Origin of the sequence: Nocardioides sp. GCM10030259, from assembly GCF_042666375.1 — a bacterium.
GTDB lineage: Bacteria > Actinomycetota > Actinomycetes > Propionibacteriales > Nocardioidaceae > Nocardioides.
Genome location: NZ_JBHTDF010000006.1, coordinates 154,879 through 180,205 on the forward strand (window position 1 = coordinate 154,879; position 25,327 = coordinate 180,205).

Here is a 25,327-nt window from a genome sequence, read left to right on the forward strand (position 1 = left end):
AGCGGTGACGACTGGACCGTAGTCTGTCACCATCACCCCGGGTTGACACGAGGATCGAGAACGCCATGCCGGTGACCGCGCGGGAGAGCAATCGCTCGTTCCCGCCCGACGAGAAGTCGGTCGACCGCGCGCGCTGGTTCGTGCGGGGTGAGCTCGAGTCCTGGGGCGCTCCGGACCTCGTCGAGAATGCCGTCCTCGCGACGAGTGAGCTGGTCACCAACGCCGTCCTCCACGCCGGCACGACCGTCGACGTCCGGCTCGTCCTCGGCGCGGACCGGCTCCGGCTCGAGGTGCAGGACCGGCACCCCGGGCGCACCCTGCCGCTGGGCGTCCCGACCCAGCCCGACGACGCGGAGCACGGCCGGGGCCTGCTGATCACCGCCGCCCTCGCCAGCACCTGGGGGGTCGAGTACACCGAGACGGCCAAGCGGCTCTGGCTGGAGATCGACCGCGGCCCGGAGTTCTCGCTCGAGGCCTCGGAGCCGGTCACCGAGACGGCGGCGGAGGCGGAGCGCGATCGGCACGAGGCGGCGCCCGCGGTGCTGGTCGGCGCTGCGCAGGGTGGCACCGGTGACGTCACCGGGCTGCGGGACGACGCGCTCGCCCGGCTGGGCCTCGACGACTACCTGAGCCTGGCCGTGGAGAGGTGCCGCGCCCGGGTCGGCGCGGACGCGACGTACCTCCTCCTCGCCCGCGACTTCGGCGACGACCTCGAGGTCGCGGCCGTGAGCGGGCTGGACAACCGGCTCCACGGCCGACGGCTCGATCGTGACGCTCCCGGTGCACTGAACGGGTCGAACCAACGACTGCCCGTGGTCGAGGACGACCTGCCGGACGGCGCGGTCCCGCTCCTCGCCGGCACACGACTGCGGTCGCTGCTCGTCGTACCGGTGCTGATCGAGGGGCAGGCGGTGGGAGCCCTCGGTGCCGCTGTAGAGGCCAGGGGCGGGCTCGACCAGACCCAGGCCTCGGTCCTGCACCGCTTCGCCGCGTCGCTCGCACTCGCCACCGACCGCGCCCGCCTGCGGGCGGCCGAGCAGGAGCGCCGGCACTGGCGGGGCCTCGTCGACGAGGCCGGCGCCCTCCTCGCCGACTCCCTCGACGAGACGATGACGATCGCGCTGGCCGCGCAGGTCGTCGTCCCGCACCTCGCGTCCTGGTGCGCGATCCACCTGCGTGACACGCGTGGGCGGCTGGTCCTGCGCCACGTCTGGCACGAGGACGAGGGCGAGCTCGACGTGCTCCGCGCTGCCCTCGAGGACGGGGGAGTCGACGGCCTCGAGGGGCCGCTCCACGCGCTCGCCCTGACCGCCCGCGGCCGCGACATCGGCACGCTGACCCTTGGCCGGCCCGGCGCGCCGCCGCTGCGGGGAGAGGTCTACCGGATCGCCGACTCCCTGGCCCGGCGTGCCGCCATGGCCATCGACAACGCGCGGGCGCACGGTGAGCTGAAGGCTGCAGGCGAGGCGCTGCAGCGCAGCCTCCTGCCACCGTCGATCGCCGCGCCGCCGGGCCTCGAGGTGGGCGTGGTCTACGAGCCGGCGGACGAGAGCACCACCGCGGGCGGGGACTTCTACGACCTCTTCCCCCTCGGGGACGGGCGCTGGTGCTGGGTGGTCGGGGACGTCTGCGGGACCGGCGCGGAGGCCGCGGCCGTCACCGGCCTGGCGCGGCACACGATCCGGGCCCTCGCGATGATCGGGGTCCCGATCGCGGTCACCCTGGAGCGGTTGAACTCGGCGATCCTCGACGAGGGCGAGCGCGCCCGGTTCCTCACGCTGGCCTGCGGCGTCATCGAGCCCGTGCGTGGCGGGCGCGCCCGGCTCGGCCTGGTCGTCGCCGGGCACCCGCCGCCGTTCCTCGTCCGGGGTGAGGAGGTCCGGCAGGTCGGGCGGCCGCAGATGCTGCTCGGCGTGCAGGAGCAGGTGACCTACACCGAGGAGTACCTCGACCTCGAGCGGGGCGACCTTCTCGTCGCCGTGACCGACGGCGTGCTGGAGAGCCGCGATGGCGCCCGGCTGCTGGGGGAGCAGGGCTTCGAGTCCGAGCTGGCCAAGGCCGCGGACCTGCCGGCGCAACGCGTGGCCGAGCGGATCCGGGAGGTGGTGCTGGACTTCGTCAGCGGCCCGCACCGCGACGACATGGCCGTGGTCGCGCTGCGGCTGCCGCCGTCGCTCGCAGCCGAGGGGGAGTCCGTCAGATCGGCGGCGCCGGCGTGACGATCCCGGCCTCCGCGTCGGCCGCCACGATCTCCTCCCGGGAGATGCCGAGCAGGTACATGATCGCGTCGAGGTAGGGCACGTTCACCGAGGTGTCGACCGCGTTGCGCACCATCGGCTTGGCGTTGTAGGCGATGCCGAGTCCCGCGGCGTTGAGCATGTCCAGGTCGTTGGCGCCGTCGCCGATGGCGATGGTCGCGGCCTCCGGTACGCCGATCTCCGCGGCGAACTCCCGCAGCGCCGCGGCCTTGCCGGCGCGGTCCACGACCGGCCCGACGATGCGGCCGGTGAGCCGGCCGTCCACGATCTCGAGCTCGTTGGCGCGCGCGAAGTGGATGCCGAGGTCCTCGGCGAGCCGATCGGTGATCTGGCTGAAGCCGCCCGACACGATCGCGAAGCGGTAGCCGAGCCGGCGCAGGGTGCGGACCATGGTGCGCGCACCCGGGGCGAGCTCGATCGCGTCGTACACGTCGTCGAGCGCGCTCGCGGCCACGCCCTCGAGGAGCGCGACCCGCGCGCGCAGGGACTCCTCGAAGTCGATCTCGCCGCGCATCGCCGACTCGGTCACCCGGGCCACCTCGGCCTCACAGCCGGCGTGGGCCGCGAGCATCTCGATGACCTCGCCCTGCACGAGCGTCGAGTCGACGTCCATCACGATCAGGCGGGTGCCGCGGCGCAGGAGGTTGGCGGGTTGGACGGCGACGTCGATGCCGTGCCTCGCGGCCTCGGGGGCGAGCACGCTGCGCAGCGCGTCGGTCGCGACCCCCGACACGTGCAGATCGATCGCGGTGACGGGGTAGCGCGCCATCCGCTCGATGCGGTCGATGTTGGCGCCGGCGTCCGCGATCCGTCCGGCGATGGCGGCCATCGCGGCCGCGCGCAGCGGCAGGCCGATGACCGTGACGTGCGAGCGACCGGCGCCCCTCGCCCTGTTGTCGCCGACCCCGGTCTCGACGTCGACGTCCATGCCCAACGCGGTCGCGGTCTCCTCGACCGCGGCGCGCACGCGCGCGAGGTTGCGGGGCGCGCTGACCAGCACGCCGAGCACGAGCCGGCCGCGGAGCACGATCTGCTCGATGTCGACCACCTCGAGCCCGGAGCTCGCGAGTGCCGTGAACACGGCGGACGTCACGCCGGGGCGGTCCTTGCCGGTCAGCGTGATCAGGAGGGTCTCGGGCTTGGCGACGGTCATCTCAAGTCGCGAGGCTATCGCTGGCGGGTGCACTGTCGGTGGCCGCGTCCATGCTGGGGTCATGGCCAACATCCATCACGCGATCGACTACGTCGAGCTCGGCGCGCCCGAGCTCGAGGCCACCCGGGCGTTCTACGAGTCCGCCTTCGGCTGGCGGTTCAACGACTACGGCCCCGACTATGCCGGCATCGTCGCGCCGGACGGTGACGGCGAGGTGGGCGGCCTCAACCGGGCGGGGTCGGCGGGGCGTGGGGGCGTCCTCGTGCTGCTCTTCTCCGACGATCTCGACGCGACGGTCGACGCCGTCCGGTCCGCCGGAGGGGAGGTGGTCGAGGGTCCCTACGAGTTCCCAGGCGGTCGGCGGTTCCACTTCACCGACCCGAGCGGCAACGAGCTGGGCGTCTGGGCCCGCGCCTGACAACTCACAGGAGGCTGCTCACGCCGGCGGCCACACCTCGGGCGAGCACGCCGCGACCAGTGCGTGCCGGCCAGCGCGCTCCAGCGGCAGGAGCGCGTCGCGGCGGGCGCTCATGTCGTACGCCGAGATCGATCCGCCCTCGTCCTCCAGCGCGAGGTCGACGATGCCGACGGCCTGCAGGCCGCGCGCGGCGAGCTCGACACAGCGCCCCGGGACCCCCGGCGGCGCGGCCGGGATGTCCAGGTGGCGCAGGTTCAGGAGCCGGTCGGCGACCTCGGGCCGCCAACGCGCGACGTCGAGCTCGGCCAGCGCCTCGGCGGCGCCCAGCAGGGCCGTGCGGAGCTGGCGGGCCGCCTCGCCGACGTCGACGAGCTGGCGGCGGGAGGCGGTGTGGGCCACCCAGGCGACCGCGGCGCCGGTGCGGTGCGGCACGAGCCCAACGTGGGCGTCGACGACCACGACGGCCTCGCCGGCCTCGAGGGCGTCGACGTTGAACCCGCGGGGGCCGCCGAGGCCGGCCGGATCGCCCTCGACGGGGAAGGCCGCGCCCAGTGCCGACGCGCCCATCGACCGCAGCCGGGCGAGCCCCGCGACGAGGGTTTCGGTCCCGTCGGCACCGGGCAGGTCGGCAAGCGTGTGGGTGGCATCCGCGCCGATGACGGCATCGACGACCAGGTCGGCGACGACGTGGCCGCGGAGCCACGACGTCCCCCACCACGCGAGCCTGGCGGCGGCCGGAAGCGGTGTCGTCACGGCCGGTGACGATACGCTGCGGACGCTTCTCGTCCACTGGATAGGGTGTGCGCGATGAACACCCCAAGGAATCGCGCGCTTCCCCCGCTGCGCTCCTCCAGCGCACGATTCCCCGGGGACCCCGAATGAGCGCCGTCCTGGACTTCGCCGAGGTCACGATCAGGCGAGGACAGGCGACCTTGCTCGACCGCGTGAGCTGGCGTGTCGAGGAGGACGAGCGCTGGGTGATCCTCGGGCCCAACGGCGCCGGCAAGACGACGCTGCTGCAGGTCGCGAGCGCCCAGGTGCACCCGACGACCGGTGTCGCGGGCATCCTCGACGAGGTGCTCGGGACGGTCGACGTCTTCGAGCTCCGGCCGCGGATCGGCATCACGAGCGCGGCTCTCGCCGAGCGGATCCCGCGCGCCGAGCGGGTGCACGACGTGGTGGTCTCGGCGTCGTACGGCGTCGTCGGTCGCTGGCGTGAGCAGTACGACGCCCTCGACCACGACCGAGCCACCGACCTGCTCACCGAGGTCGGCGTGCTCCACCTGGTCGACCGCACCTTCGGCACCCTCAGCGAGGGGGAGCGCAAGCGGGTGCAGATCGCGCGCGCCCTGATGGCCGACCCCGAGCTGCTGCTCCTCGACGAGCCCGCGGCCGGGCTCGACCTCGGTGGGCGCGAGGACCTGGTGTCGACGCTCTCGGTGCTGGCCGCCGATCCCGCGTCGCCCGCGACGGTGCTGGTGTCCCACCACGTCGAGGAGATCCCGCCCGGCTTCACCCACGCGATGCTGCTGCGCCGCGGCGAGGTGGTCTCGGCCGGTCCGATCGAGGAGGTCGTCACCGCCGCGAACCTCTCGTCGACCTTCGGCATGCCGCTGGTGCTCACCCACGAGGACGGCCGCTGGGCGGCCCGGCGACGCACCCGTCACCGCTAGAGCACGCCTCCCAGCTCAGCGGCCTGCTGCGCGCCGTCCGTCACGCACCCTCGCAGCGTTGCCGTCGCTCGGAAGACGGCGCGGTATACCTTCGCTCCGGCGCCTTGCGAGAGCACGCGCTGGACGACCCTCGCGACGGCCGGACCCGGGAGCCATGCCCTAGGATTTCCCCATGGAGTGGCTGGGGGAGCACGCGTGGGCCGCGTGGGTCGGAGCGGCGGCATTCCTCGCGACGGCCGAGCTGTTCAGCCTGGACCTGGTGCTCGGGATGCTGGCCGTCGGTGCCCTGGGCGGCGCCGTCACGGCGGCTGCCGGTGGAGCGGTCGCGCTCCAGCTGGCGGTGGCCGCGATCGTCGCGATCGGCATGCTGGCCGTGGTGCGTCCGTCCCTCGTCGCGCGGCTGCACAAGGGTCCGGACCTCGTGCTCGGCACCAGCAAGCTGGTCGGCCGGCGGGCGACGGTGACCGAGCGCATCACCGGGCTGTCGGCCGGTCGGATCTCGCTGGCCGGGGAGACCTGGAGCGCCGCGCCGTACGACGAGCACCTCACGATCGAGGCCGGGGAGACCGTGGAGGTCTTCGAGATCCGCGGCGCCACGGCGTACGTCCACCCGGTCCCCGAGCTCGAGCCGTAGGCTCACGCCGTATCTCACACGAAGGAGCCCCATGGAACTCGCCTTCCTGATCCTGCTGGCGTTGCTGCTGCTGTTCGTCGTGGTCCTGCTCGCCAAGACGGTCCGGATCATCCCGCAGGCGCGGGCCGGGGTCGTCGAGCGGTTCGGGAAGTACCTGAAGACGCTGCCGGCGGGCCTCAACATCGTCGTGCCGTTCGTCGACAAGGTGCGCTACCTCATCGACCTGCGTGAGCAGGTCGTCAGCTTCCCGCCACAGCCGGTCATCACCGAGGACAACCTGGTGGTGTCGATCGACACCGTCATCTACTTCCAGGTGACCGACCCGATCGCGGCGACGTACGAGATCGCCAACTACATCCAGGCGGTCGAGCAGCTGACGATGACGACGCTGCGCAACATCGTCGGCGGCATGGACCTCGAGCAGACCCTGACCAGCCGCGAGGAGATCAACAACGGTCTCCGCGGGGTGCTCGACGAGGCGACCGGCAAGTGGGGCATCCGCGTCAACCGCGTCGAGATCAAGGGCATCGACCCGCCGCCGTCGATCAAGGACGCGATGGAGAAGCAGATGCGCGCCGACCGCGACAAGCGGGCGCTCATCCTGACCGCGGAGGGCCAGCGCCAGTCGGCGATCCTCACCGCGGAGGGCAACAAGCAGTCCTCGATCCTCAACGCCGAGGGTGACCGGGAGTCCCAGATCCTGCGCGCCCAGGCGGACCGGGAGGCCGCGATCCTGCGCGCCCAGGGTGAGGGGCAGGCGATCCAGACGGTGTTCCAGGCGATCCACGACGGGCAGCCGGACCAGTCGCTGCTGGCCTACCAGTACCTCCAGATGATGCCGAAGATCGCCGAGGGCGACGCCAACAAGGTGTGGATCGTTCCCAGCGAGATCGGCAGGGCACTCGAGGGTCTGGGCTCGACGATGAACAACCTCCAGGGGATCCCGCAGCAGGTCGAGGGCCCGATCAAGCGGGTCGACATGGGACCGTCGGCGCAGGAGCCCGCGACGGACGCGGAGCTGAAGCAGACCAACGCGGCGGTGGAGGCGGCGATCGCCGAGGCCGCCAGCGCGGCGATCCCGGGCCGCAGCACGCCCCCGACACAGACGGACCCGGCCGTCGACCCCGGTGAGGTGCCGCCCACCCAGTGACGTTCTTCGAGGTGGCCGCGATCCTGCTCGCAGGGGTCGCGGCCGGGACGATCAACACGGTCGTCGGCTCCGGGACGCTCATTACGTTCCCCACGTTGCTGGCCTTCGGGATTCCTCCCGTGACGGCGAACGTGTCCAACTCGATCGGACTCGTGCCGGGGTCGATCTCGGGCGTGATCGGCTATCGCCGGGAGCTCCGGGGCCAGCGGTCGCGAGTGCTCAGGCTGAGCCTGGCCTCGTGCATCGGCGGGGCCGCCGGCGCGGTGCTGCTGCTCGTGCTGCCGGCCGACGCCTTCGAGACGGTCGTGCCGGTGCTGATCCTGCTCGGCCTGGTGCTGGTGGTCTTCCAGCCGCGGATCTCGGCCTGGGTCGCCCGCCGTCACGATGCCAAGGGCGGCCTGCCGGAGTCCGGCACGTGGTGGGTGTGGCCGGGCGTGCTGCTCGCCGGCGTGTACGGCGGCTACTTCGGCGCGGCCCAGGGCGTGCTGCTCATGGCGATCCTCGGGATCGGCGTCGGCGAGACCCTGCAGCGCCTCAACGCCGTCAAGAACGTGCTCGCCACGGTGGTCGGCACGGTCGCCGGCATCATCTTCGTCTTCGTGGCCGACGTCGACTGGTGGGTCGTGCTGCTGATCGGCATCGGCTCGGTCATCGGCGGTCAGCTGGGCGCCGGCGTCGGTCGCCGGCTGCCCCCGCTCGGGCTGCGCATCGCGATCGTCGTCGTCGGCACGGTCGCTCTGGCGGTCTTCCTGCTGGACTGATCAGGTCCGCACGAAGCCGACGACCCCGGACGCGACCGCCCCGAGCGCCGGTGCGATGACCCCCATGGCGGCCTTGCGCGTCACCACGCCCTCCTGCATGCCGAGGTAGCCCGTGGCCGCGTCGGCGGCGTCGACGAGGATGCCGACGCCGATCAGGCCACGCTGCGCCTTCCGGCCGCGCACGAGCAGGGTCACCACACCCAGGGCGACCTCGCGCGAGCCGAAGAGCCGGGTCATGTAGGCCACCTGCGGGTTGCTCGCCGTGTCGAGCTGGAACGTCCGCGCGGCGAACTCCGGGTTGGCGAGCGCCGTGGCGCCGACGGCGATCCGCCCGATGGACAGTCCGATCACAGGGTTCATGCGCTGCACCGTAGCGTTCGCCCGCCGACCGCGCCCGTGACAGGCTCGCTCCATGGACCTGTACGACGTGATGCGGTCGACCGCGGCCGTCCGGGAGTTCACCGGTGACCCGTTACCTGACGACACCCTGCACCGGATCCTCGACCACGCCCGCTTCGCGCCGAGCGGAGGCAACCGCCAGGGCACCCGCGTCATCGCCGTTCGCGACCGGCAGACGCGCGAGCGGCTGGCCGAGCTGAACAAGACCGCCGCGCGCCGCTACGCCGCCCAGATCCGGGCCGGGCAGAGCCCGTGGAACCCGCTCGAGCCGCCGGTCCCGACCGCCGAGGAGATCGCCGCCACCGACCCTCCGCCGCACCTGACCGAGTCGCTGCTGCGAGCGGACGTCGCGCTCGTCGTCTGTGTGGACCTCGGCCTGGTCGCCGCGATGGACCAGGACCTCGACCGCATCGGGCTCGTCAGCGGCGCCTCGGTCTACCCCCTGGTCTGGAACATCCTGCTGGCCGCGCGCAGCGAGGGCTTCGGCGGCACCATCACGACGATGGCCGTCGCCGAGGAGCCTGCCGTCCGCGACCTCCTCGGCATCCCGGAGCAGTTCGCCGTCGCGGCCGTCGTCCCGCTGGGCAAGCCGGCCAAGCAGCTGACGAAGCTGAAGCGCCGGCCGGTCGAGGAGTTCGTGACCCGCGAGCGCTTCGACGGCGAGCCGCTCTAGCGAACGCGGCCGTCCCGCGGACGGATGCGCGGGCTGAACCCCGGAGCCCGCGACGCCTGGTCGGACATCGTGATGAAGCTGCGGTCGTCGAGCCGTTGCCATCGGTAGCTCGAGACAGCCGCGCGAACCCAGCGCGGCGACCCCAGGCACCGTCGGGGCAGCTCCACCGTGATCCGGTCCGCCCACGTGTCCACCGAGGCGGACACCGGGCAACGTACATCCTCCTGCATGACCCAGTATCCGCCGCACTCGTCGAGGTCCTCCGCGTTCGGGGGCTCCGGCTGGTGCGCCAGGAACGTGCGGACACCCCAGGTGCCGCGCACCCGGCGGTTCTGGACGTCGAGGCTGTAGTCGCCGTCCGGCGTTCGGAGTGCGATCCAGAAGGCTGCCTTGCGTCCGCGACGAGCGTCTGCGATGCCCAGCACGACGCGCACGACCTGCTCGTCGTGCCGGACCTCGACCCCGGTGAGGTCGATCTCGGGGCGGTCGTAGGAGCCAAGGTCGCCCGCCGTCCCGCACGGCTCGGGGTCGATCGAGTACTCGAAGCCCGTGACGTCACCGGAAGGGTCGTCGGCGTGCCACACCTCGGCCGACGCGGCCGCCGGCAGAAGTGCGATGAGGGAGCAGGCGAGCGCGAGCGCCGCGATCAGTCGAGACACGAACGAATTCTCACCCACACGATCGGGCGGCGCAGACGATTGTCGGCGAAGTCGTGGATCGGCGCCCCGCGGCCGGCGGTCTCAGCCGACGTACGTCGACATCCAGAGGTCGAGCTCGGCGTACGCCTTCTCGCGTGGCTCGGGGAGCGACAGGATCACGTCGTGCCGGGCGCCGTCGATGGCGACGTACGTGACGTGGCTGCCGAGGGCGGTGGCCCACTGCCGGATCTGGGGCACCTCGAGGACGATGTCGAAGTTGTGGGCGTCGGGCCCCATCTCCTTGGGCCACCGCGTGCCCGACGACGACAGCACGAGCACCGGGCAGCCGACCTCGAGGCCGGTGTGCAGCTCGTCGTGGCCGAGCCGGATCGCTCGCAGCCAGCCGAAGGAGACGGGGAAGGAGTCGAGGGGCTTCCAGTCGGTGTTGAACGCCCACTCGCCGGCGTGGTCGGCGTGCAGGCTGCGGCCGTAGTGGCCGTCGATGGTGCGGGGGATCAGTCGCTTCGGTGCGCGCGCACCCACCTGCTTGACGATCGAGGTGCCGAGGCCGCGCACGAAGGCACCGCCCTGCATGTCCAGCCACGGCGAGTTCAGGACCATGCCGACCAGGCCGGGAGCGCGATCCTGGCGTCGCCGCTCGTTGGCCCACAGCGACACCACGAGGCCACCCGTGGAGTGCGCGCTGATGACGACGTGGTCGTGCTCGTCGCGGGCCGTGACGCGGAGGTACGCCGCGTCGAGCTCCGGGAAGTGCTCGCGCAGGTCGGTGACGAAGTTGGGCGTCTGGTGCGGCCGCAGCGAGCGGCCGTACTTGCGCAGGTCCAGCGCGTAGAAGTCGTAGCCGCGCGCGTTCCACCACTCGGCGTACGCCGTCTGGAAGAAGTAGTCGCAGAAGCCGTGGACGTGCAGCACCGCACGGCCGGTCGGCTTCGCGGCGCGGCGTACGACGAGCGTCGCGACGACCGGGCCCTCGTCGTCGGGCGGCAGGGTGATCGTCTCGGCGAGGTAGGGCTCGCCCAGCACGTCGGGGACCAGCTCGTCGAAGACGCTGCGGCTCATGGCGAGAGTCTCTCAGGACGGCGCAGCCGCAGGGCGAGGTCGGGGTGGTTCGTGGTCACCAGCCACGCGCGCCCGGTGCGCGTCCAGTGCCGCAGCGACGGGGCGGTGTCGACGGTCCAGACGAGCAGCGGCAGGCGGTGCCGGCGGGCGAACCGGGCGACGGTCAGCCGGGCGAGCCAGTGGTGGGCGACGACCAGGTTGGCGCGCGACTGCCCGTAGCGCCGACCCGGCCAGAGCTCCGAGATGCGGACGCGGATCTGCCGCAGCAGCGGCGACCCGGTGACCCCGCGGCCCAGCGACAGGCCCACCAGCAGGGCCGGAGCGTGCTGGTCGGACCAGTCGCGGACGGCCGCGACCGACCGGTCGTCGAGGGTGGTGACGACCAACCGGTCGGTGCCGAGTCGCGCGACGGCGTGCGCGACCGCGTCGACGACCCCGTCGTCGGTGAATTTCACGTCGAGGTGCGCGCGGCTGCGGCCGGCCAGCAGGCTGAGCGCGTCGTCGTAGGCCATCGCGTCCGGAGGCGGTACGTCGACCGGGTCGTGGTGGACCACGAGGGTGCCGTCGGCGCAGCGCTGGAGGTCGAACTCGACGTAGTCGACGCCGAGACGCACCGCGTCCTCGATGGCGTCGCGGGTCAGGCACCGGTGGGCGCTGACCAGAGTGGGGTCGTGACGGCGGTACTGCCTCATCGATCCTCAGCGTAGGCGGCCGCTGCCCGGACGAGTCCGGCGAGGAGGCCGACGTCGGCGGCCGTCTCGGGGTGCCACTGCACGCCGACGCAGAAGCGGTCGTCCTGCCCTTGTTGAATGAGCTCCATGGCCTCCAGCGTCCCGTCGGCGGCATGCGCGACGGCCGCGAACCCCGGGTGGGTGCGCACCGACTGGTGGTGGTGGCAGTTGACCGCGAGCCGGTCGCCGACCAGGCCGGCCACCCGGCTGCCGCCCGTCGTCGTCACGTCGATCGCCCCGAACTCGGCGCCGCCGGGGGAGTGCCGCTCGTGGTCGACGAGGTCGGGCACGTGCTGGTCGAGCGCGCCCCCTGCCCGCACCGCCATCACCTGCATGCCGCGGCACACGCCGAGCACGGGCAGTCCGACGGCGTCGGCCGCGTCGAGCAGCGCGATCTCCCACTGGTCCCGGTCGGGGCGCCAGCTCGCCGTGCGCGCGTGCGGCTCCTCGTCGTACCGGCCCGGGTCGACGTCCGCGCCGCCGCTGATCACGAGGCCGTCGAGCCGTGCGACGACGGCGTCGGCGGCCCCGACACCGGCCGTCGGCGGCAGCAGGAGGGGTACGCCGCCGGTCGCCTCGACGGCCTCGGCGTACTGCGTCGGGAGCAGGTCGGCGCGCTGCTCCCACACACCCCACGCCGCGACCTCGCGGTAGGTCGTGAGCCCGATGAGCGGTGCGGACATCAGAGTGGCGTGACGTACGCCCCGGAGATGCCGCCGTCGACCAGGAACGTGTTGGCGGTCATGAAGGACGAGTCGTCGGAGGCCAGGAACAGCACAGCCGCGGCCATCTCCTCGGGCTCGCCGAAGCGGCCCATCGGCACGTGCACGAGCCGGCGGGCGGCGCGCTCGGCGTCCTTGGCGAACAGCTCCTGGAGCAGCGGGGTGTTCACGGGCCCGGGGCACAGGGCGTTGACGCGCACGCCCTGACGGGCGAACTGCACGCCGAGCTCGCGGCTCATCGACAGCACACCGCCCTTGGACGCCGAGTAGGAGATCTGCGACGTCGCGGCGCCCATGACCGCGACGAACGACGCCGTGTTGATGATCGAGCCCTTGCCCTGCTCGAGCATGTAGGGGATCGCGGCCTTGCAGCACAGGTAGACCGACGTCAGGTTGACCTCCTGCACCTTGCGCCACGCGTCGAGGTCGGTGTCCAGGATCGAGTCGTCCTCGGGCGGGCTGATGCCGGCGTTGTTGAACGCGATGTCGACGGAGCCGTAGGCGTCCTTCGCGGTCCTGAAGAGCGCGTCGACCTCCTCCTTGGACGTGACGTCGACGTGTACGTACGTCGCGACACCCGGGCCGCCGAGCTCGTCGACGAGCTGCTTGCCGCGCTCGTCGTCGATGTCCCCGATGACGACCTTCGCGCCCTCGTCGACGAACCGCCGGACGGTGGCCAGGCCGATGCCCGAGCAGCCCCCGGTGACGACCGCGACCCGGTCCTGGATGCGTCCTGCCACTGTTGTGCTCCTCCGTAGGTCAATGAGCGATGAAGACGTTCTTCTCCTCGGTGAACGCCATGGGGGCGTCGGGGCCGAGTTCCCGGCCGAGGCCGGACTGCTTGTAGCCGCCGAACGGCGTCCAGTAGCGCACCGACGCGTGCGAGTTGACGCTGAGGTTGCCGGCCTCCACGGCGCGCGCCACGCGCAGGCCGCGGCCGAGGTCGGTGGTGTAGATCGACCCGGACAGGCCGTACTCGGTGTCGTTGGCCTTCGCCACCGCATCGGCCTCGTCGTCGAACGGCATGACCGCCACCACCGGGCCGAAGACCTCCTCCCGCCAGATCCGGGTGCCGGGGTCGTCGACGGTCACGACCGACGGCGGCACCCAGAAGCCGTCGCCACCGGGGGTCGATCCGGCGAACGCCACCGAGACCTCGTCGAGGTAGCCCGTCACCGTCGTCTTCTGGTGCGCCGAGATCAGCGGACCCATCTCCGACGCCTCGTCGCTCGGGTCCAGCACCCGGAGCGCGGTGACGGCCGGCTCCAGGTGCGAGAGGAACTCGTCGTACGCCGAGCGCTCGACGAGGATCCGAGAGCGCGCACAGCAGTCCTGGCCGGCGTTGTCGAAGACGGCGTACGGCGCGCTGGCCGCAGCCGCCGCGATGTCGGCGTCGGCGAAGACGATGTTGGAGCTCTTGCCGCCGAGCTCGAGCGTCACCCGCTTCACCTGCTCGGCGCAGCCCGCCATGATGCGCTTGCCGACCTCGGTCGACCCGGTGAAGCAGACCTTGCGGACCAGCGGGTGCGTCACGAACCGCTCGCCGACCACCGAGCCCTTGCCCGGGATGACCGTCAGCACGTGCTCGGGGAGCCCCGCCTCGAGGGCGAGCTCGCCGAGCCGGACCGCGGTGAGCGGCGTCAGCTCGGCCGGCTTCAGCACGACGGTGTTGCCGGCCGCGAGCGCGGGCGCGAGACCCCAGCCGGCGATGGGCATCGGGAAGTTCCAGGGCACGATGATGCCGACGACGCCGAGCGGCTCGTGGAAGGTCATGTCCACGCCGCCGGCCACCGGGATCTGCCGGCCGAAGAGCCGCTCGGGTGCGCCGGCGTAGTAGTTGAGGCAGTCGCGGACGTTGCCGGCCTCCCAGCGGGCGTTGCCCCAGGTGTGGCCCGCGTTACGGACCTCGAGCTCGGCGAGCTCGTCGACGTGCGCGTCGACGACGGCGGCGAAGCGGCGCAGCAGCCCGGCGCGCTCGCCGGGAGCCATGGCCCGCCACGCCGGGAACGCGGCGTGCGCGGCCTCGATCGCGGCGTCGGCGTCTGTCACCGACGCCAGGTGCACGTCGGTGACCGGCGTCGCGGTCGCCGGGTTGATGACGGTGTAGGTGTCGGGGGTGGTCACTACAGCCTCTCGAATCCGCGGAAGAGCTCCCAGTCGGTCACGGCCGCGTTGTACGCCGCGAGCTCCACGTCGGCCATGTTGACGTAGTGGTCGACGACGTCGTCGCCCAGGGCCTTCCGGGCGACCGTCGACGACGCGAACGCCTCGCGCGCCTCGCCCATCGTGTGCGGCACCCTCGGGCGCCCGGACGTGTAGGCGTTGCCCTCGAGGGCCGGCTCGAGCTCGAGCTCGCTCTCGATGCCGTGCAGGCCGCCGGCGAGCATCGCGGCCAGCGCCAGGTAGGGGTTCACGTCGGCGCCCGGGATGCGGTTCTCCATCCGCGCGCCGGCGCCGTGACCCACCAGCCGGACCGCGCAGGTGCGGTTGTCGAGGCCCCAGGCGATCGTGGTCGGCGCGAACGACCCGTCGGCGAAGCGCTTGTAGGAGTTGATGTTCGGCGCGTACAGCAGCGTGAAGTCCGCGACGGTCGCGAGCACGCCCGCGACGAAGTGGTCGTAGAGCGCGGTCCGCTCTCCGCGCTCGGCGTCCCAGAAGACCAGCGACCCGTCCCGGCCGCGCAGCGACAGGTGGATGTGGCAGGAGCTGCCCTCACGCTCGTTGTACTTCGCCATGAACGTGATCGCCTTGCCCTGCTGGGCTGCGACCTCCTTGGCGACGGTCTTGTAGACGACGTGGTTGTCCGCGGTCGTGAGCGCGTCGGCGTACAGGAACCCGATCTCGTGCTGCCCGAGGTTGCACTCGCCCTTGGCGCCCTCGACGTCGAGCCCGGCGGCGTACATGGTGTTGCGGATCGTCCGCAGCAGCGGCTCGATGCGGCTGGTGCCCAGGATCGAGTAGTCGACGTTGTACTGGTTGGCCGGCGTGAGGTCGTGGTAGCGCGCCGCGTGGGCGGCTTCGTACGTCGTGTCGAACACGATCAGCTCGAGCTCCGTGCCGGCCAGCGCCTGCCAGCCACGCTCGGCCACGCGGTCGAGCTGGCGCCGCAGGATCCCGCGCGGCGACTGGGTCACCGTCGCGTGGTCGGGCCACACGAGGTCGCACTGCACCATCGCGGTGGACGGCAGGTGTGTGAGGAGGCGGATCGTCTGCTCGTCGAGGACGAACTCCATGTCGCCGTACCCCCGCTCCCAGGAGGAGATGGCGTAGCCGTCGACGGTGTTCATGTCGACGTCGACGGCGAGCAGGTAGTTGCAGCCCTCGGTGCCGTGCCCGGCGACGACGTCGGCGAAGTAGCGGCCGTGCAGGCGCTTGCCCTGGAGGCGTCCCTGCATGTCGGTGAAGGCCACGACGACCGTGTCGATCGAGCCCGCCTCGATCAGCGACAGCAGGTGCTCCATCGAGAGGTGCCGGTCGTTGCGAAGTTCGGTCACCGGGGTCTCCTATCCCACGAGGCCGCGCAGCAGCGCGGCCGTGTCGTCGCAGTGCTCCTCCATCACCCGGCGCGCCCGCTCCGGCTTGCCGCCGACGATCGCCCGGACCAGTGCGGCGTGCTGCACGTCGGAGTGCGCGATGTTGGCGCTGAGCACCGGGATCGCCAGCAGCATCTCGTGGAGCGTGGCCTGCACCGAGGTGACCGCCTCGATCGCCCGGTCCGAGCCGGCGAGCGCGGCGACCGTCAGGTGGAAGCGCGAGTCGGCCTGCCGGTGCGCGGCCGGCCGGCGCGCGCCGGCCACCTCGGCGTGCGCCCGCTCGAGTCGCTCCCGGCGTACGCCGTCCGGCCGGTTGCGCGCGGCCAGGTACGCCGCCCCGGGCTCGACGATGCGCCGGTACTCGAGGGCGTCGAGCCAGTCCCTGCGCCGCTCGGGCGAGATCCGTGCGGCCGCCCGGGCCGACGGCGTGCGCGGCTTGAGGGTCACGACGGTCCCGCCCCCGCGGCCGCGCCGGGTCTCCACCAGCCCCGCCTCCCGCAGCGCGGCGATCGCCTCCCGCAGGGTCGCTCGCGAGACGTGGAGCATCGCCGCGAGGTCGCGCTCCGGGGGGAGCGTCGTGCCGAGCGGGTAGACGCCGAGCCGGATCGCCGTCGCCACCTGCTCGACGCACGACTCGAAGGCGTGGTGCCCGCGCACCGGCCGCAGCACCGCACCCGGCAGGTGCGGGTCCGGGGAAGCGGTCACGTCCACATCCTTCGTGCTGTGAATCGGTCGCGTCAATGACGAGAATGGTCTGAGTTCATACCATTTTTGCGTCAACGTCTTTACACCCCGTTCCGCCCGGGTCTAGCGTCCGATTCACGTCGCACGAACTCCTGAGGGGTGCCCGATGCCCGAAGCACACGAGCCCATCCCGACTCACCACGTCCCCGAGCTCAGCGAGGACGAGAAGCACCTGGCACGTCTCGGGTACAAGCAGGACCTGAACCGGTCCTGGTCGGGCTTCTCGAACTTCGCGATCTCGTTCTCGATCATCTCGATCCTGGCCGGTTGCTTCACGAACTTCGGCGCCGGCTTCAACAACGGCGGACCGATCTCGATCTCGTGGTCGTGGCCGATCCTCGGCGTCTTCATCCTGATCATCGGGTTCACGATGTCCGAGCTGGTCTCGGCGTACCCGACGTCGGGCGGCATCTACTGGTGGGCCTCGAAGCTGGGTGGCCCGGCAGCAGGCTTCTTCACCGGGTGGCTCAACCTGATCGGCCTCGTCGCCGTGACCGCCGGTGTCTCCTACGGCTGCGCGACGTTCATCGACCTCACGATCAGCACGTACTCCGAGTCGTTCGCCGAGGACTACTCGCTCACGCGGGTCTTCATCATCTTCGCGATCGTGCTGCTACTGGTGTCGGTGCTGAACATCTTCAGCGGGCACCTGATGGCGATCATGAACAACGTCTCCGTCTGGTGGCACGTCGTCGGCGCGAGCGCGATCGTCCTGGTGCTGCTCTTCGTGCCCGACCAGCACCAGAGCTTCAGCTACGTGTTCACCGAGCGCTTCAACAACTCGGGGTACGTCGACGGCAGCACCACCAGCCTGGCGTTCTGGTTCGCGATCGTGCCCTTCGGCTTCCTGCTCACGCAGTACACGATCACCGGCTTCGACGCCTGCGCCCACCTGTCCGAGGAGACCGCCTCGGCCTCGACGGGCGCCGCGAAGGGCATCTGGCGGTCGATCTTCTACTCCGTCCTCGGCGGCTACATCCTGCTGCTCTGCGTGGTCTTCGCGATCCCGGACAACGCGGAGGGCGCCCCGGACAACGCCGGTGTCGGCGGCGGCGGCGTCGCCTACATCTTCGTGAACTCGCTCGGCACCAACTGGGCGACCCTGGTGCTCTTCATCTCGGCCTCGGCCCAGTTCTTCTGCGCCACGTCGTGCATGACGTCGGCGTCCCGGATGACCTTCGCCTTCAGCCGCGACGGCGCGATCCCGGGATCGCCCGTGCTGCAGCGGCTGACCGCCGCCCGGGTCCCCGCCAACGCCGTCTGCTTCGTCGCCGTCTTCGCCGCCATCGTCACGCTCCCCGCACTGATCGAGGTCAACATCGGCACGCCCGAGGCGCCGCTGATCATCCCGGTCGCCTTCTACGCGGTCACCTCGATCGCGGTGATCGGCCTCTACCTCTCCTTCGCGATCCCGATCTGGCTGCGCTGGAAGCTGGGCGACAAGTTCGAGGTCGGCACTTGGAACAACGGCTCGAAGTACAAGTGGATGAACCTCATCGCGGTCGCCGAGATCGTGATCGTGACGCTGTTCCTGATGATGCCGTCGCTGCCCGGCGGCAACCCGTTCAGCGACGCCGCGGACTTCGAGTGGAAGTACGTGAACTACGCCCCGATCGTCACGCTGGGCACGCTCCTCCTGCTCACGATCTGGTGGCACGCCTCGGCGAAGCACTGGTTCAAGGGCCCGAAGCACACGATCGACGAGGCTGTCATCGAGGCGTTCTCCGACTGAGCGGTGGGTGACGCTGCACCGGCGCTGGATCGCCTCGCCTGCCTGGCGGGGCGGTCCTGGCGTGTCTCGGACCTGCCCGGCGGACTGACCAACCGCAACCTGCACGTCGTCACCGACGACGGCGACCTCGACCTCGTCGTGCGCTGGTCGCTCGGCGACGCGACCCTGCTCGGCATCGACCGCGACGCGGAGGCGGCCAACACGGCGTCGGCGGCCGAGGCCGGCGCCGGGCCGCGGGTGGTCGAGTACCGGCCCGAGCTGTCGCTGCTGGTCATCGAGTTCCTGCCCGGGCATTCCCTCGAGGACCCCGACTTCGACGACCCCGAGGTGCTGCGGCGGGCTGCAGAAGCCAACCGGCGGCTGCACGCCGGGCCGAGGTTCGCGGGCGGCTTCGACATGTTCGCGCGGCAGGCGACTTACCTGCGCACCCTGCGCGAGCAGGGCTACTGGCTGCCGCCGGAGTACGACGACCACGCGCCCGCGTGGTCCGACGTACGACGCGCGCTGACGTCCACCCACCCGCCGACGGTGCCCTGCAACAACGACCTGCTCGCGGCCAACTTCATCGACGACGGCACGCAGGTGTGGCTGATCGACTACGAGTACTCCGGCAACAACGACCCGTGCTTCGAGCTCGGCAACACCGCCACCGAGTGCAACTTCTCGGCCGACCAGGTCGAGGCGTACGCCGCGGCGTACTTCGGAACCCTCACACGAGCGGACCTGGCGCGGGTCCGCCTCCAGATGCTGTGCAGCGAGTACGGCTGGGCCCTGTGGGGCTTCATCCAGGCCGCGGCCAGCCCGATCGACTTCGACTTCCGGCAGTGGGGCCTGGATCGCTTCGAGAAGGCCGCCGCCACCTTCGGGTCGCCCGCGCTCAAGCAGCTCCTGGAGGACGTCGCGACGTGACCGACCTTCCCTCCCGCGCCCGCGTCGTGGTCGTCGGCGGCGGCGTGATCGGCTGCTCCGTCGCCTATCACCTGACGAAGCACGGCTGGACCGACGTGCTGCTGCTGGAGCAGGGCACGCTGTCGTGCGGCACGACCTGGCACGCCGCCGGCCTGGTCGGGCCGCTGCGCGCATCGGAGAGCGGCACTCGGCTGGTGCAGTACTCCGCCGAGCTCTACGCCTCGCTGGAGGGCGAGACCGGGCTGGCCACGGGCTACCGCAACGTCGGTGGCGTGATCGTGGCGCGCACCGAGGACCGGATGGTGCAGCTGCGACGTACCGCCGCGAACGCCGCCGCCTACGACCTGCCCTGCGAGCTCATCACGCCCGAGCGCGCCGCGGAGCTGTGGCCCCCGATGCAGGTCGACGACCTGCTCGGCGCGATCTGGCTGCCGGGCGACGGCAAGGTCAACCCGTCCGACGTCACGCAGTCGCTGGCGAAGGGCGCGCGGCAGGGCGGCGCGCGGATCGTGGAGCGGGTGCGGGTGACCGGCTTCCCCGTGTCCGACGGACCGACGGGTCGGCGCGTGACCGGCGTACGCACCGACCTCGGCGACGTCGAGGCAGAGGTGGTCGTCAACTGCGCCGGCCAGTGGGCGAAGGCGCTCGGTGACCTGGTCGGCGTCACGGTGCCGCTGCACTCGGCCGAGCACTTCTACGTCGTGACCGAGGCCGTGCCGGGCACGCATCCCGACCTGCCGATCATGCGCGACCCCGACGGCTGGACCTACTTCAAGGAGGAGACCGGCGGGCTGGTCGTGGGCGGCTTCGAGCCCGAGGCGAAGCCGTGGCGCTCGCCCGACGACCTGCCCCACCCCTTCGAGTTCCAGCTGCTCGACGAGGACTGGGACCACTTCTCCGTGCTGATGGACGAGGCGCTGGTGCGCGTGCCGGCGCTCGAGACGACCGGGATCCGGAAGTTCTACAACGGGCCGGAGTCGTTCACGCCCGACAACCAGTTCCTGCTCGGCGAGGCGCCGGAGCTGCGCGGGTTCTTCGTCGGGGCGGGCTTCAACTCGGTCGGCATCGCGTCCGCCGGTGGTGCCGGCCGGGCGCTGGCGGAGTGGATCGTGGCGGGGGAGCCGCAGGACGACCTGGTCGCGGTCGACGTACGCCGCTTCGCGCCGTTCCAGGCAGACAACGACTGGCTGCGCTCCCGGGTCTCGGAGGTGCTCGGGCTGCACTACGCCGTGCCGTGGCCCAACCGCGAGCTCGAGTCCGGGCGCCCGCAGCGCACCTCGCCGCTGCACTCCCGGCTGGCGGCGGCAGGTGCGGCGTTCGGCACCCGGATGGGGTGGGAGCGGGCGAACGTCTTCGCGCCCGCACTCGAGTACACCTGGGGCAAGCCGACCTGGCTCGACGCCTGCGCTGCCGAGCAGCGGGCGACGCGGACCGACGTCGCCGTCTTCGACCAGACGTCGTTCTCCAAGTACGCCGTCAGCGGGCCGGACGCGCTCGCCGGCCTGCAGTGGGTGTGCGCGGCTGACGTCGACGTGCCGGTGGGGAGCTGCGTCTACACCCCGTTCCTCAACGAGCGCGGGACCTACGAGGCCGACCTGACCGTGACCCGCACCGGCCCGGACTCCTTCCTGCTCGTGTCGAGCTCCGCGACGACGGTCCGCGACCTCGACTGGCTGGCGCGCCACGGCGTAGCCGCCGAGGACGTCACCGAGGCGTACGCCGTGCTGGGCGTGATGGGTCCGCGCTCGCGCGCGTTGCTCTCGGGGCTGTCCTCGGACGACTGGTCGGAGGAGGGCTTCCCCTTCGCGTCGAGCCGTGAGGTCACCGTCGCCGGCGCGACCGTGCGGGCGACCCGGATGACCTATGTGGGCGAGCTGGGCTGGGAGCTGCTGGTGCCGGTCGGCGACGCGTGCCTCGTCTACGACGCGGTGCGGGCGGCCGGCGCGAGCGACGCCGGCTACTACGCGATCGAGTCGCTGCGGCTCGAGAAGGGCTACCGCGCCTTCGGCCGCGAGCTGACGCCCGACTTCGGCCCGGTCGAGGCAGGGCTGGTGTTCGCCACTGCGCTCAGGGGAGCGAAGGCCTTCCTGGGCCGCGCAGCTCTCGAGGCCCACCGCGCCGCGCTCGCCGCCGGCGGACCGCGCCGACGCTTCGTGTCGCTGGTCGTCGAGTCACCGGAGCCGATGCTGTGGGGCGGCGAGCTGCTGCTGCACGACGGCGCCCCCGCCGGTCAGGTCACCAGCGCCGCCTGGGGCGAGACCGTCGGTGCCTGCGTCGGCCTCGGCTACCTGCGCCACGACGGCCCCGTCACGGGCGACTGGCTCGCCTCCGGTGACTTCGAGGTCGACGTCGCGGGGGAGCGGTACGTCGTACGCCCCTCGCTGAAGGCGCCGCTCGCCTGACCTCCCGTCAGGGACGCGAAATCGCACACACAATCGGAACCGACCCGTAACCATCGGCGCCGGATCAGGTTGACGCGTTGGTTCCGGGCCGTGCGTGCGGCCCCCGACGTCGGAGGTGCGATGAACTTCTCTCGGAGCAAGCATGGCCTGGCGCTCGCCAGCGCGGCGGTCGTGGCCAGCCTGTCCTGCGGCCCGCTCGCGGGTGCCGCGGTGGCCGTCCCCACCGACCCGCCGGCCGATGCCCCGGCCGGCCCCGCCGGGACGAACCCGCAGGCGAGCACGACGGCTCAGCAGGCCCACGCCGAGAACGAGGCCAGGCAGGAGATCCGGCAGCAGGAGAAGGACGCCCGGAGCGACGCGAAGCAGGACGCCGCAGCCGTCGACGAGGACCAGGCCGACACCCAGTCCCCGGGCAAGGCGAAGGGCAGGGACCGGGACAAGGGCCAGGGGAAGGCCAACGGCCCGGCGAAGGACGCACCGGCCGCCGATGGCGCCCCCGCGAAGGCCGATCCGCCGGGCAACAACGGCACCGTGAAGATCGCCGCGCCGTCCGACGCCGTCGGGCACCCGAGCAACAACCCGCACCCCGGCTGCAGCCTGGTCGTCGAGTGGTTCGGCTACGACGCGGGCGCGGACGTGCTCTCGACGGTCACGTTCGCCCCCCAGGCTCCCACCGGGGAAGTCAGCATCGGTGGCGCGGACCCGAGCCAGGTGTTCGTCGGTGGCGACCAGGCGGGCGGAGGCACCGACCTCGACGGCCGCCAGGCCTACCAGCTCACCTTCAGCGGCGGCGCCCCCCACGCCCAGCAGGGCTACCACGTCAAGGTGACCGTGGCGACGCCGTACTCCTTGGGCAACGACACGAAGACCAAGGTCTTCTGGGTGGAGCCCTGCACCGCGACGGCCGCAGCCCCCGCGGAGGCGCCTCCGAGCAGCACGGAGACGCTGACCCCGACGCGTGACGTCGGTGGCTCCAGTCAGTCGGCGAGCCGGACCCCGGACACGAACACCCCGGACACGAACACCCCGGCCGCGGACACGCCGGGCGGGGGTGCCGGCGAGCCGGAGGAGCCCGCGATCCCCACGGTCATCGACGCCGGCGAGGTCGCGGACGCCCTGCCCGAGTGGGCGCGCTCGCCGCTCCCGCTGGCGCTGCTCGGTGCAGGAGTCGTGCTGGTCGGAGGTGCGGCGGCCGTACGACGGTCGCGTGCCTGACCGACTCCGGGCCGTCGTCGCGGTCATCGGTCTCGCGCTGGTGGCCGCCGGCGGCGTCTGGTGGACGGGAGCCGACCAGCCGGGCACCCGGGCGGCGCCCGGAGCCGGGGAGGTCGCCGGCCCCGCCCGGCCGCAGACCGGCACCACGGCCAGGCCGGTCATCGCGCGCCCGACGCCCGGCGCACCCCGGCGCCTCGTGATCCCTGTGCTGGGTGTCGACGCACCGGTGGTCCCGGTGCGCGCGCCGGGGCGCACGCTGGTCCCGCCGCAGGACCCGGGCCGCCTGGGCTGGTGGGCCGACGGCGCCCGTCCGGGCGCGGCCGAGGGCAGCGCACTCGTCGCCGGGCACTCGGTGCACGACGGTGGGGGCGCCCTGGACGATCTCGAGCACCTGGGTCGTGGCGACGCGGTCGTCGTCAGGACCGACCGTGGCCGGATCGGCTACGAGGTGCGCCGCGTCCGGGTCTACAGCAAGGGCCGCGTGGCCGAGGACGCCGCCCGGCTCTTCAGCCAGGACGTCCCGGGTCGCCTGGTGCTGGTGACCTGCGAGGACTGGGACGGCGCGCGATTCCTGAGCAACGTCGTCGTGGTCGCGACGCCCCGCCGCTGACCGTTCAGCCCTTCACGGCGCCTTCCAGCCCACCGCGCAGGAACAGCCGCTGGAACACCAGGAAGAAGGCGATCGGCAGCGCACACGAGATCAGCAGGGCGGCGAGGACGACGTCGAGCTCGGTGACGGCGGCGAGGCGGGGGAGCCGGACGGAGAGCGGCTGCTTGGCCGGGTCGGGCAGCACCACCAGCGGCCAGACGAAGTCCTTCCACGCCGCCAGGACGGCGAAGACGGACACCACGCCGAGGACCGGCCGCGACATCGGCAGGACGATGCTGAAGAACAGCCGGAAGTCACCGCACCCGTCGACCCGCGCCGCGTCGATGATCTCGCGGGGCAGGTTGTCGAAGAAGCGCTTCACCAGGGCGACGTTGAAGGCCGAGGCACCCGCCGGCAGGAACGCGCCCCAGAACGTGTTGACGAGGTTCCAGTGGGTGAAGGGCATGTCGAGCACGGTCAGGTAGAGCGGCACCAGCAGCACCACCGCCGGCACGAACATCGTCGACAGCACGAGCCCGTAGATCACCTTCGATCCCCACGGGCGCAGGACCGACAGCACGTAGCCGCCCGTCACCGCGACGACCATCTGCGTCGCCCAGGAGCCGAGCGCGATGACGACGGTGTTCCAGAAGTACAGCTTGAGGTCGATGTCGACCCAGGCGGTGCGCAGGTTCGCCCAGTCGACACCGTTCGGCCACAGCGACAGCGGGTCGCGCAGGGTGTCCTGGGTCGGCGTGATCGCCGACTTGGCGAGCCACAGGATCGGGCCGAGGCAGACGATCAGCAGGAAGACCAGCAGCCCGCCGTTGATCACGGCGCGCGTCAGTCGCGTGGCCGGCCGCCGGCGCTCGAACGCGGACGTGATCGTGCGCGTCTCGCCCTCCGGCGTCGTACGGCGACGGCGCCGGCCGGCGCGCGGGGGTTGTCCGGCCAGGTCGGGCTCAGGCTCCGGCTCGACATCGGGCGTGTGCTGGACGAGGGTGCTCACTCCGACCACCTCCGGGTCAGGCGGAAGTAGACGACCGACATGACCGCGAGGGCCCCGGCGAGCATCAGGCTCAGTGCGGTGGCCTTGCCGTAGTCGCCGCCGGTCGTGTTGGCGAACGCGTAGTCGTAGACGAGCAGCAGCACCGTCAACGTGGCGTTGTCGGGCCCGCCGTCGGTGAAGAGGTAGGGCTCGAGGAAGACCTGCGAGGTGCCGATGATCTGCAGGATCAGGGTGATCAGCATGATGCCCCGCATGTGCGGCAGGGTGACGTGCCAGACCTTGGCGACGATCCCGGCGCCGTCGACCTCGGCGGCGTCGTACAGCTCGGGCGGCACGGAGACGAGTGCGGCCAGGTAGATGATCACGGTGCCGCCGGCGGCCGCCCAGGTGGCCTCGAGGACGAGCGACGGCATCGCCCACGACGGGTCCTCGAGCCAGGGCACCGGCCCGAGCCCGAACCACCCGAGGATCGTGTTGAAGACGCCGGTCGGCTCGGCGTCGTAGAAGAACCGCCAGAGCAGCACGGCGACCGCGGGCGGGACCACCACCGGCAGGTAGGCCAGCATCGAGTAGAGGCCCCGTGCGCGCCGGATGTCGCTCATCACGACCGCGAGGAGCAGCGGCACCGGGTAGCCGATGACCAGCGCCAGGAGCGCGAACCACAGCGTGTTCTGGACGGCGGTCCCGAGCAGCGGGTCGTCGAGGACGGCGCGGAAGTTGTCCAGCCCGACGAACTCGGCGGGCGTCACGAGGTTGGTCTGCTGCAGGCTCATCACGAACGACCGGGCGATAGGCCACCACGAGAACAGGCCGAACACCAGCAGCATCGGCAGCAGGAACACGAGCGTGGCGACCGAGCCACGGGCGCGTGCCAGGAGCGAGGACATGAGCACCTTTCGCGAGT

The 25,327-nt window shown here is 72.0% G+C and carries 25 protein-coding genes; 12 read left to right on the forward strand and 13 right to left on the reverse strand.

What is annotated here, in order from left to right:
- The first annotated feature begins 65 nt into the window (after window positions 1-65).
- On the forward strand, window positions 66-2,219 hold the full coding sequence (locus ACFQQI_RS07570; protein ID WP_378560303.1) for a SpoIIE family protein phosphatase: 2,154 nt from the start codon (window positions 66-68) through the stop codon (window positions 2,217-2,219).
- Here ACFQQI_RS07570 and serB read toward each other — a convergent pair.
- Window positions 2,197-3,411 carry a phosphoserine phosphatase SerB gene (gene serB / locus ACFQQI_RS07575; RefSeq protein ID WP_378560306.1) on the reverse strand — a complete coding sequence of 405 codons (1,215 nt, stop codon included), beginning with the start codon at window positions 3,409-3,411 and terminating at the stop codon, window positions 2,197-2,199. The two genes, ACFQQI_RS07570 and serB, sit on opposite strands and share 23 nt — an antisense overlap.
- Before the next feature lie 61 nt (window positions 3,412-3,472).
- Here serB and ACFQQI_RS07580 point away from each other — a divergent pair, with 61 nt between their 5' ends.
- Window positions 3,473-3,829, forward strand: coding sequence for a VOC family protein (locus ACFQQI_RS07580; RefSeq protein WP_378560309.1), 357 nt, complete (start codon window positions 3,473-3,475; stop codon window positions 3,827-3,829).
- 18 nt (window positions 3,830-3,847) lie between these two features.
- Here the strand turns inward: ACFQQI_RS07580 and ACFQQI_RS07585 are convergent, their stop codons facing one another.
- Window positions 3,848-4,582: a hypothetical protein gene (locus ACFQQI_RS07585; protein ID WP_378560312.1), complete on the reverse strand. Its 735-nt coding sequence runs from the start codon at window positions 4,580-4,582 to the stop codon at window positions 3,848-3,850.
- Window positions 4,583-4,707: 125 nt separating this feature from the next.
- On the opposite strand from ACFQQI_RS07585, the gene ACFQQI_RS07590 reads away from it, so the two are divergent.
- From ACFQQI_RS07590 to ACFQQI_RS07605, 4 genes are all read left to right on the forward strand, one after another.
- Window positions 4,708-5,502, forward strand: a complete 795-nt coding sequence (locus tag ACFQQI_RS07590) for an ABC transporter ATP-binding protein (protein WP_378560315.1) — start codon at window positions 4,708-4,710, stop codon at window positions 5,500-5,502.
- A gap of 172 nt (window positions 5,503-5,674) precedes the next feature.
- The gene (locus ACFQQI_RS07595; protein ID WP_378560319.1) at window positions 5,675-6,136 is read left to right on the forward strand and encodes an NfeD family protein; all 462 of its coding nucleotides are present in this window, start codon (window positions 5,675-5,677) and stop codon (window positions 6,134-6,136) included.
- 31 nt (window positions 6,137-6,167) lie between these two features.
- Complete coding sequence (locus tag ACFQQI_RS07600) at window positions 6,168-7,286, forward strand: SPFH domain-containing protein (RefSeq protein ID WP_378560322.1); 1,119 nt, start codon at window positions 6,168-6,170, stop codon at window positions 7,284-7,286.
- Complete coding sequence (locus tag ACFQQI_RS07605) at window positions 7,283-8,047, forward strand: sulfite exporter TauE/SafE family protein (protein ID WP_378560325.1); 765 nt, start codon at window positions 7,283-7,285, stop codon at window positions 8,045-8,047. The genes ACFQQI_RS07600 and ACFQQI_RS07605 overlap by 4 nt, the downstream gene beginning before the upstream one ends.
- On the opposite strand, the gene ACFQQI_RS07610 is transcribed toward ACFQQI_RS07605, so the two are convergent.
- Window positions 8,048-8,407: a DUF4267 domain-containing protein gene (locus tag ACFQQI_RS07610; RefSeq protein WP_378560328.1), complete on the reverse strand. Its 360-nt coding sequence runs from the start codon at window positions 8,405-8,407 to the stop codon at window positions 8,048-8,050.
- A gap of 52 nt (window positions 8,408-8,459) precedes the next feature.
- Here ACFQQI_RS07610 and ACFQQI_RS07615 point away from each other — a divergent pair, with 52 nt between their 5' ends.
- Entirely contained in the window at window positions 8,460-9,119 is a 660-nt protein-coding gene (locus ACFQQI_RS07615; protein ID WP_378560331.1) for a nitroreductase family protein, read from the forward strand.
- Here ACFQQI_RS07615 and ACFQQI_RS07620 read toward each other — a convergent pair.
- The 8 genes from ACFQQI_RS07620 to ACFQQI_RS07655 all read right to left on the reverse strand — a co-directional run bounded on the left by ACFQQI_RS07620 (window position 9,116) and on the right by ACFQQI_RS07655 (window position 16,528).
- Entirely contained in the window at window positions 9,116-9,778 is a 663-nt protein-coding gene (locus tag ACFQQI_RS07620; protein ID WP_378560334.1) for a hypothetical protein, read from the reverse strand. The two genes, ACFQQI_RS07615 and ACFQQI_RS07620, sit on opposite strands and share 4 nt — an antisense overlap.
- 81 nt (window positions 9,779-9,859) lie before the next feature.
- Window positions 9,860-10,837 carry an alpha/beta hydrolase gene (locus ACFQQI_RS07625; protein ID WP_378560337.1) on the reverse strand — a complete coding sequence of 326 codons (978 nt, stop codon included), beginning with the start codon at window positions 10,835-10,837 and terminating at the stop codon, window positions 9,860-9,862.
- Window positions 10,834-11,529: a glycerophosphodiester phosphodiesterase gene (locus ACFQQI_RS07630; RefSeq protein ID WP_378560340.1), complete on the reverse strand. Its 696-nt coding sequence runs from the start codon at window positions 11,527-11,529 to the stop codon at window positions 10,834-10,836. Before ACFQQI_RS07630 ends, ACFQQI_RS07625 begins: the two co-directional genes overlap by 4 nt.
- The gene (locus tag ACFQQI_RS07635; protein WP_378560343.1) at window positions 11,526-12,251 is read right to left on the reverse strand and encodes a gamma-glutamyl-gamma-aminobutyrate hydrolase family protein; all 726 of its coding nucleotides are present in this window, start codon (window positions 12,249-12,251) and stop codon (window positions 11,526-11,528) included. Before ACFQQI_RS07635 ends, ACFQQI_RS07630 begins: the two co-directional genes overlap by 4 nt.
- The gene (locus ACFQQI_RS07640; protein WP_378560346.1) at window positions 12,251-13,030 is read right to left on the reverse strand and encodes a 3-oxoacyl-ACP reductase; all 780 of its coding nucleotides are present in this window, start codon (window positions 13,028-13,030) and stop codon (window positions 12,251-12,253) included. Before ACFQQI_RS07640 ends, ACFQQI_RS07635 begins: the two co-directional genes overlap by 1 nt.
- Before the next feature lie 19 nt (window positions 13,031-13,049).
- Complete coding sequence (locus tag ACFQQI_RS07645; protein ID WP_378560349.1) at window positions 13,050-14,414, reverse strand: aldehyde dehydrogenase family protein; 1,365 nt, start codon at window positions 14,412-14,414, stop codon at window positions 13,050-13,052.
- Complete coding sequence (locus tag ACFQQI_RS07650) at window positions 14,414-15,784, reverse strand: glutamine synthetase family protein (RefSeq protein ID WP_378560352.1); 1,371 nt, start codon at window positions 15,782-15,784, stop codon at window positions 14,414-14,416. Before ACFQQI_RS07650 ends, ACFQQI_RS07645 begins: the two co-directional genes overlap by 1 nt.
- 9 nt (window positions 15,785-15,793) lie before the next feature.
- A complete protein-coding gene (locus ACFQQI_RS07655) occupies window positions 15,794-16,528 on the reverse strand; it encodes a FadR/GntR family transcriptional regulator (protein WP_378560355.1) in 735 nt (244 codons plus the stop codon).
- A gap of 145 nt (window positions 16,529-16,673) precedes the next feature.
- Between ACFQQI_RS07655 and ACFQQI_RS07660 the strand changes: the two genes are divergently transcribed.
- From ACFQQI_RS07660 to ACFQQI_RS07680, 5 genes are all read left to right on the forward strand, one after another.
- Window positions 16,674-18,299 (forward strand): amino acid permease, encoded by a 1,626-nt coding sequence (locus ACFQQI_RS07660; protein ID WP_378560358.1) that lies wholly within the window; start codon window positions 16,674-16,676, stop codon window positions 18,297-18,299.
- A 3-nt stretch (window positions 18,300-18,302) separates the two neighbouring features.
- Window positions 18,303-19,208: an LPS biosynthesis choline kinase gene (locus tag ACFQQI_RS07665; protein ID WP_378560361.1), complete on the forward strand. Its 906-nt coding sequence runs from the start codon at window positions 18,303-18,305 to the stop codon at window positions 19,206-19,208.
- Window positions 19,205-21,610: an FAD-dependent oxidoreductase gene (locus tag ACFQQI_RS07670; protein WP_378560364.1), complete on the forward strand. Its 2,406-nt coding sequence runs from the start codon at window positions 19,205-19,207 to the stop codon at window positions 21,608-21,610. The genes ACFQQI_RS07665 and ACFQQI_RS07670 overlap by 4 nt, the downstream gene beginning before the upstream one ends.
- Before the next feature lie 120 nt (window positions 21,611-21,730).
- A complete protein-coding gene (locus ACFQQI_RS07675; protein ID WP_378560368.1) occupies window positions 21,731-22,825 on the forward strand; it encodes a hypothetical protein in 1,095 nt (364 codons plus the stop codon).
- Complete coding sequence (locus ACFQQI_RS07680; protein ID WP_378560371.1) at window positions 22,818-23,435, forward strand: class F sortase; 618 nt, start codon at window positions 22,818-22,820, stop codon at window positions 23,433-23,435. The genes ACFQQI_RS07675 and ACFQQI_RS07680 overlap by 8 nt, the downstream gene beginning before the upstream one ends.
- Window positions 23,436-23,439: 4 nt before the next feature.
- Here the strand turns inward: ACFQQI_RS07680 and ACFQQI_RS07685 are convergent, their stop codons facing one another.
- Entirely contained in the window at window positions 23,440-24,423 is a 984-nt protein-coding gene (locus ACFQQI_RS07685) for a carbohydrate ABC transporter permease (protein ID WP_378560374.1), read from the reverse strand.
- Window positions 24,420-25,310: a carbohydrate ABC transporter permease gene (locus ACFQQI_RS07690; protein ID WP_378560377.1), complete on the reverse strand. Its 891-nt coding sequence runs from the start codon at window positions 25,308-25,310 to the stop codon at window positions 24,420-24,422. The genes ACFQQI_RS07685 and ACFQQI_RS07690 overlap by 4 nt, the downstream gene beginning before the upstream one ends.
- Window positions 25,311-25,327 lie beyond the last annotated feature (17 nt).

Excerpts from the sequence above, each read along its gene's own strand:
- ACFQQI_RS07570 (WP_378560303.1), top strand. The coding sequence starts at position 66 with ATGCCGGTGACCGCGCGGGAGAGCAATCGCTCGTTCCCGCCCGACGAG.
- serB (WP_378560306.1), bottom strand. The coding sequence starts at position 3,411 with ATGACCGTCGCCAAGCCCGAGACCCTCCTGATCACGCTGACCGGCAAG.
- ACFQQI_RS07580 (WP_378560309.1), top strand. The coding sequence starts at position 3,473 with ATGGCCAACATCCATCACGCGATCGACTACGTCGAGCTCGGCGCGCCC.
- ACFQQI_RS07590 (WP_378560315.1), top strand. The coding sequence starts at position 4,708 with ATGAGCGCCGTCCTGGACTTCGCCGAGGTCACGATCAGGCGAGGACAG.
- ACFQQI_RS07595 (WP_378560319.1), top strand. The coding sequence starts at position 5,675 with ATGGAGTGGCTGGGGGAGCACGCGTGGGCCGCGTGGGTCGGAGCGGCG.
- ACFQQI_RS07600 (WP_378560322.1), top strand. The coding sequence starts at position 6,168 with ATGGAACTCGCCTTCCTGATCCTGCTGGCGTTGCTGCTGCTGTTCGTC.
- ACFQQI_RS07610 (WP_378560328.1), bottom strand. The coding sequence starts at position 8,407 with ATGAACCCTGTGATCGGACTGTCCATCGGGCGGATCGCCGTCGGCGCC.
- ACFQQI_RS07615 (WP_378560331.1), top strand. The coding sequence starts at position 8,460 with ATGGACCTGTACGACGTGATGCGGTCGACCGCGGCCGTCCGGGAGTTC.
- ACFQQI_RS07625 (WP_378560337.1), bottom strand. The coding sequence starts at position 10,837 with ATGAGCCGCAGCGTCTTCGACGAGCTGGTCCCCGACGTGCTGGGCGAG.
- ACFQQI_RS07630 (WP_378560340.1), bottom strand. The coding sequence starts at position 11,529 with ATGAGGCAGTACCGCCGTCACGACCCCACTCTGGTCAGCGCCCACCGG.
- ACFQQI_RS07635 (WP_378560343.1), bottom strand. The coding sequence starts at position 12,251 with ATGTCCGCACCGCTCATCGGGCTCACGACCTACCGCGAGGTCGCGGCG.
- ACFQQI_RS07660 (WP_378560358.1), top strand. The coding sequence starts at position 16,674 with ATGCCCGAAGCACACGAGCCCATCCCGACTCACCACGTCCCCGAGCTC.
- ACFQQI_RS07675 (WP_378560368.1), top strand. The coding sequence starts at position 21,731 with ATGAACTTCTCTCGGAGCAAGCATGGCCTGGCGCTCGCCAGCGCGGCG.
- ACFQQI_RS07690 (WP_378560377.1), bottom strand. The coding sequence starts at position 25,310 with ATGTCCTCGCTCCTGGCACGCGCCCGTGGCTCGGTCGCCACGCTCGTG.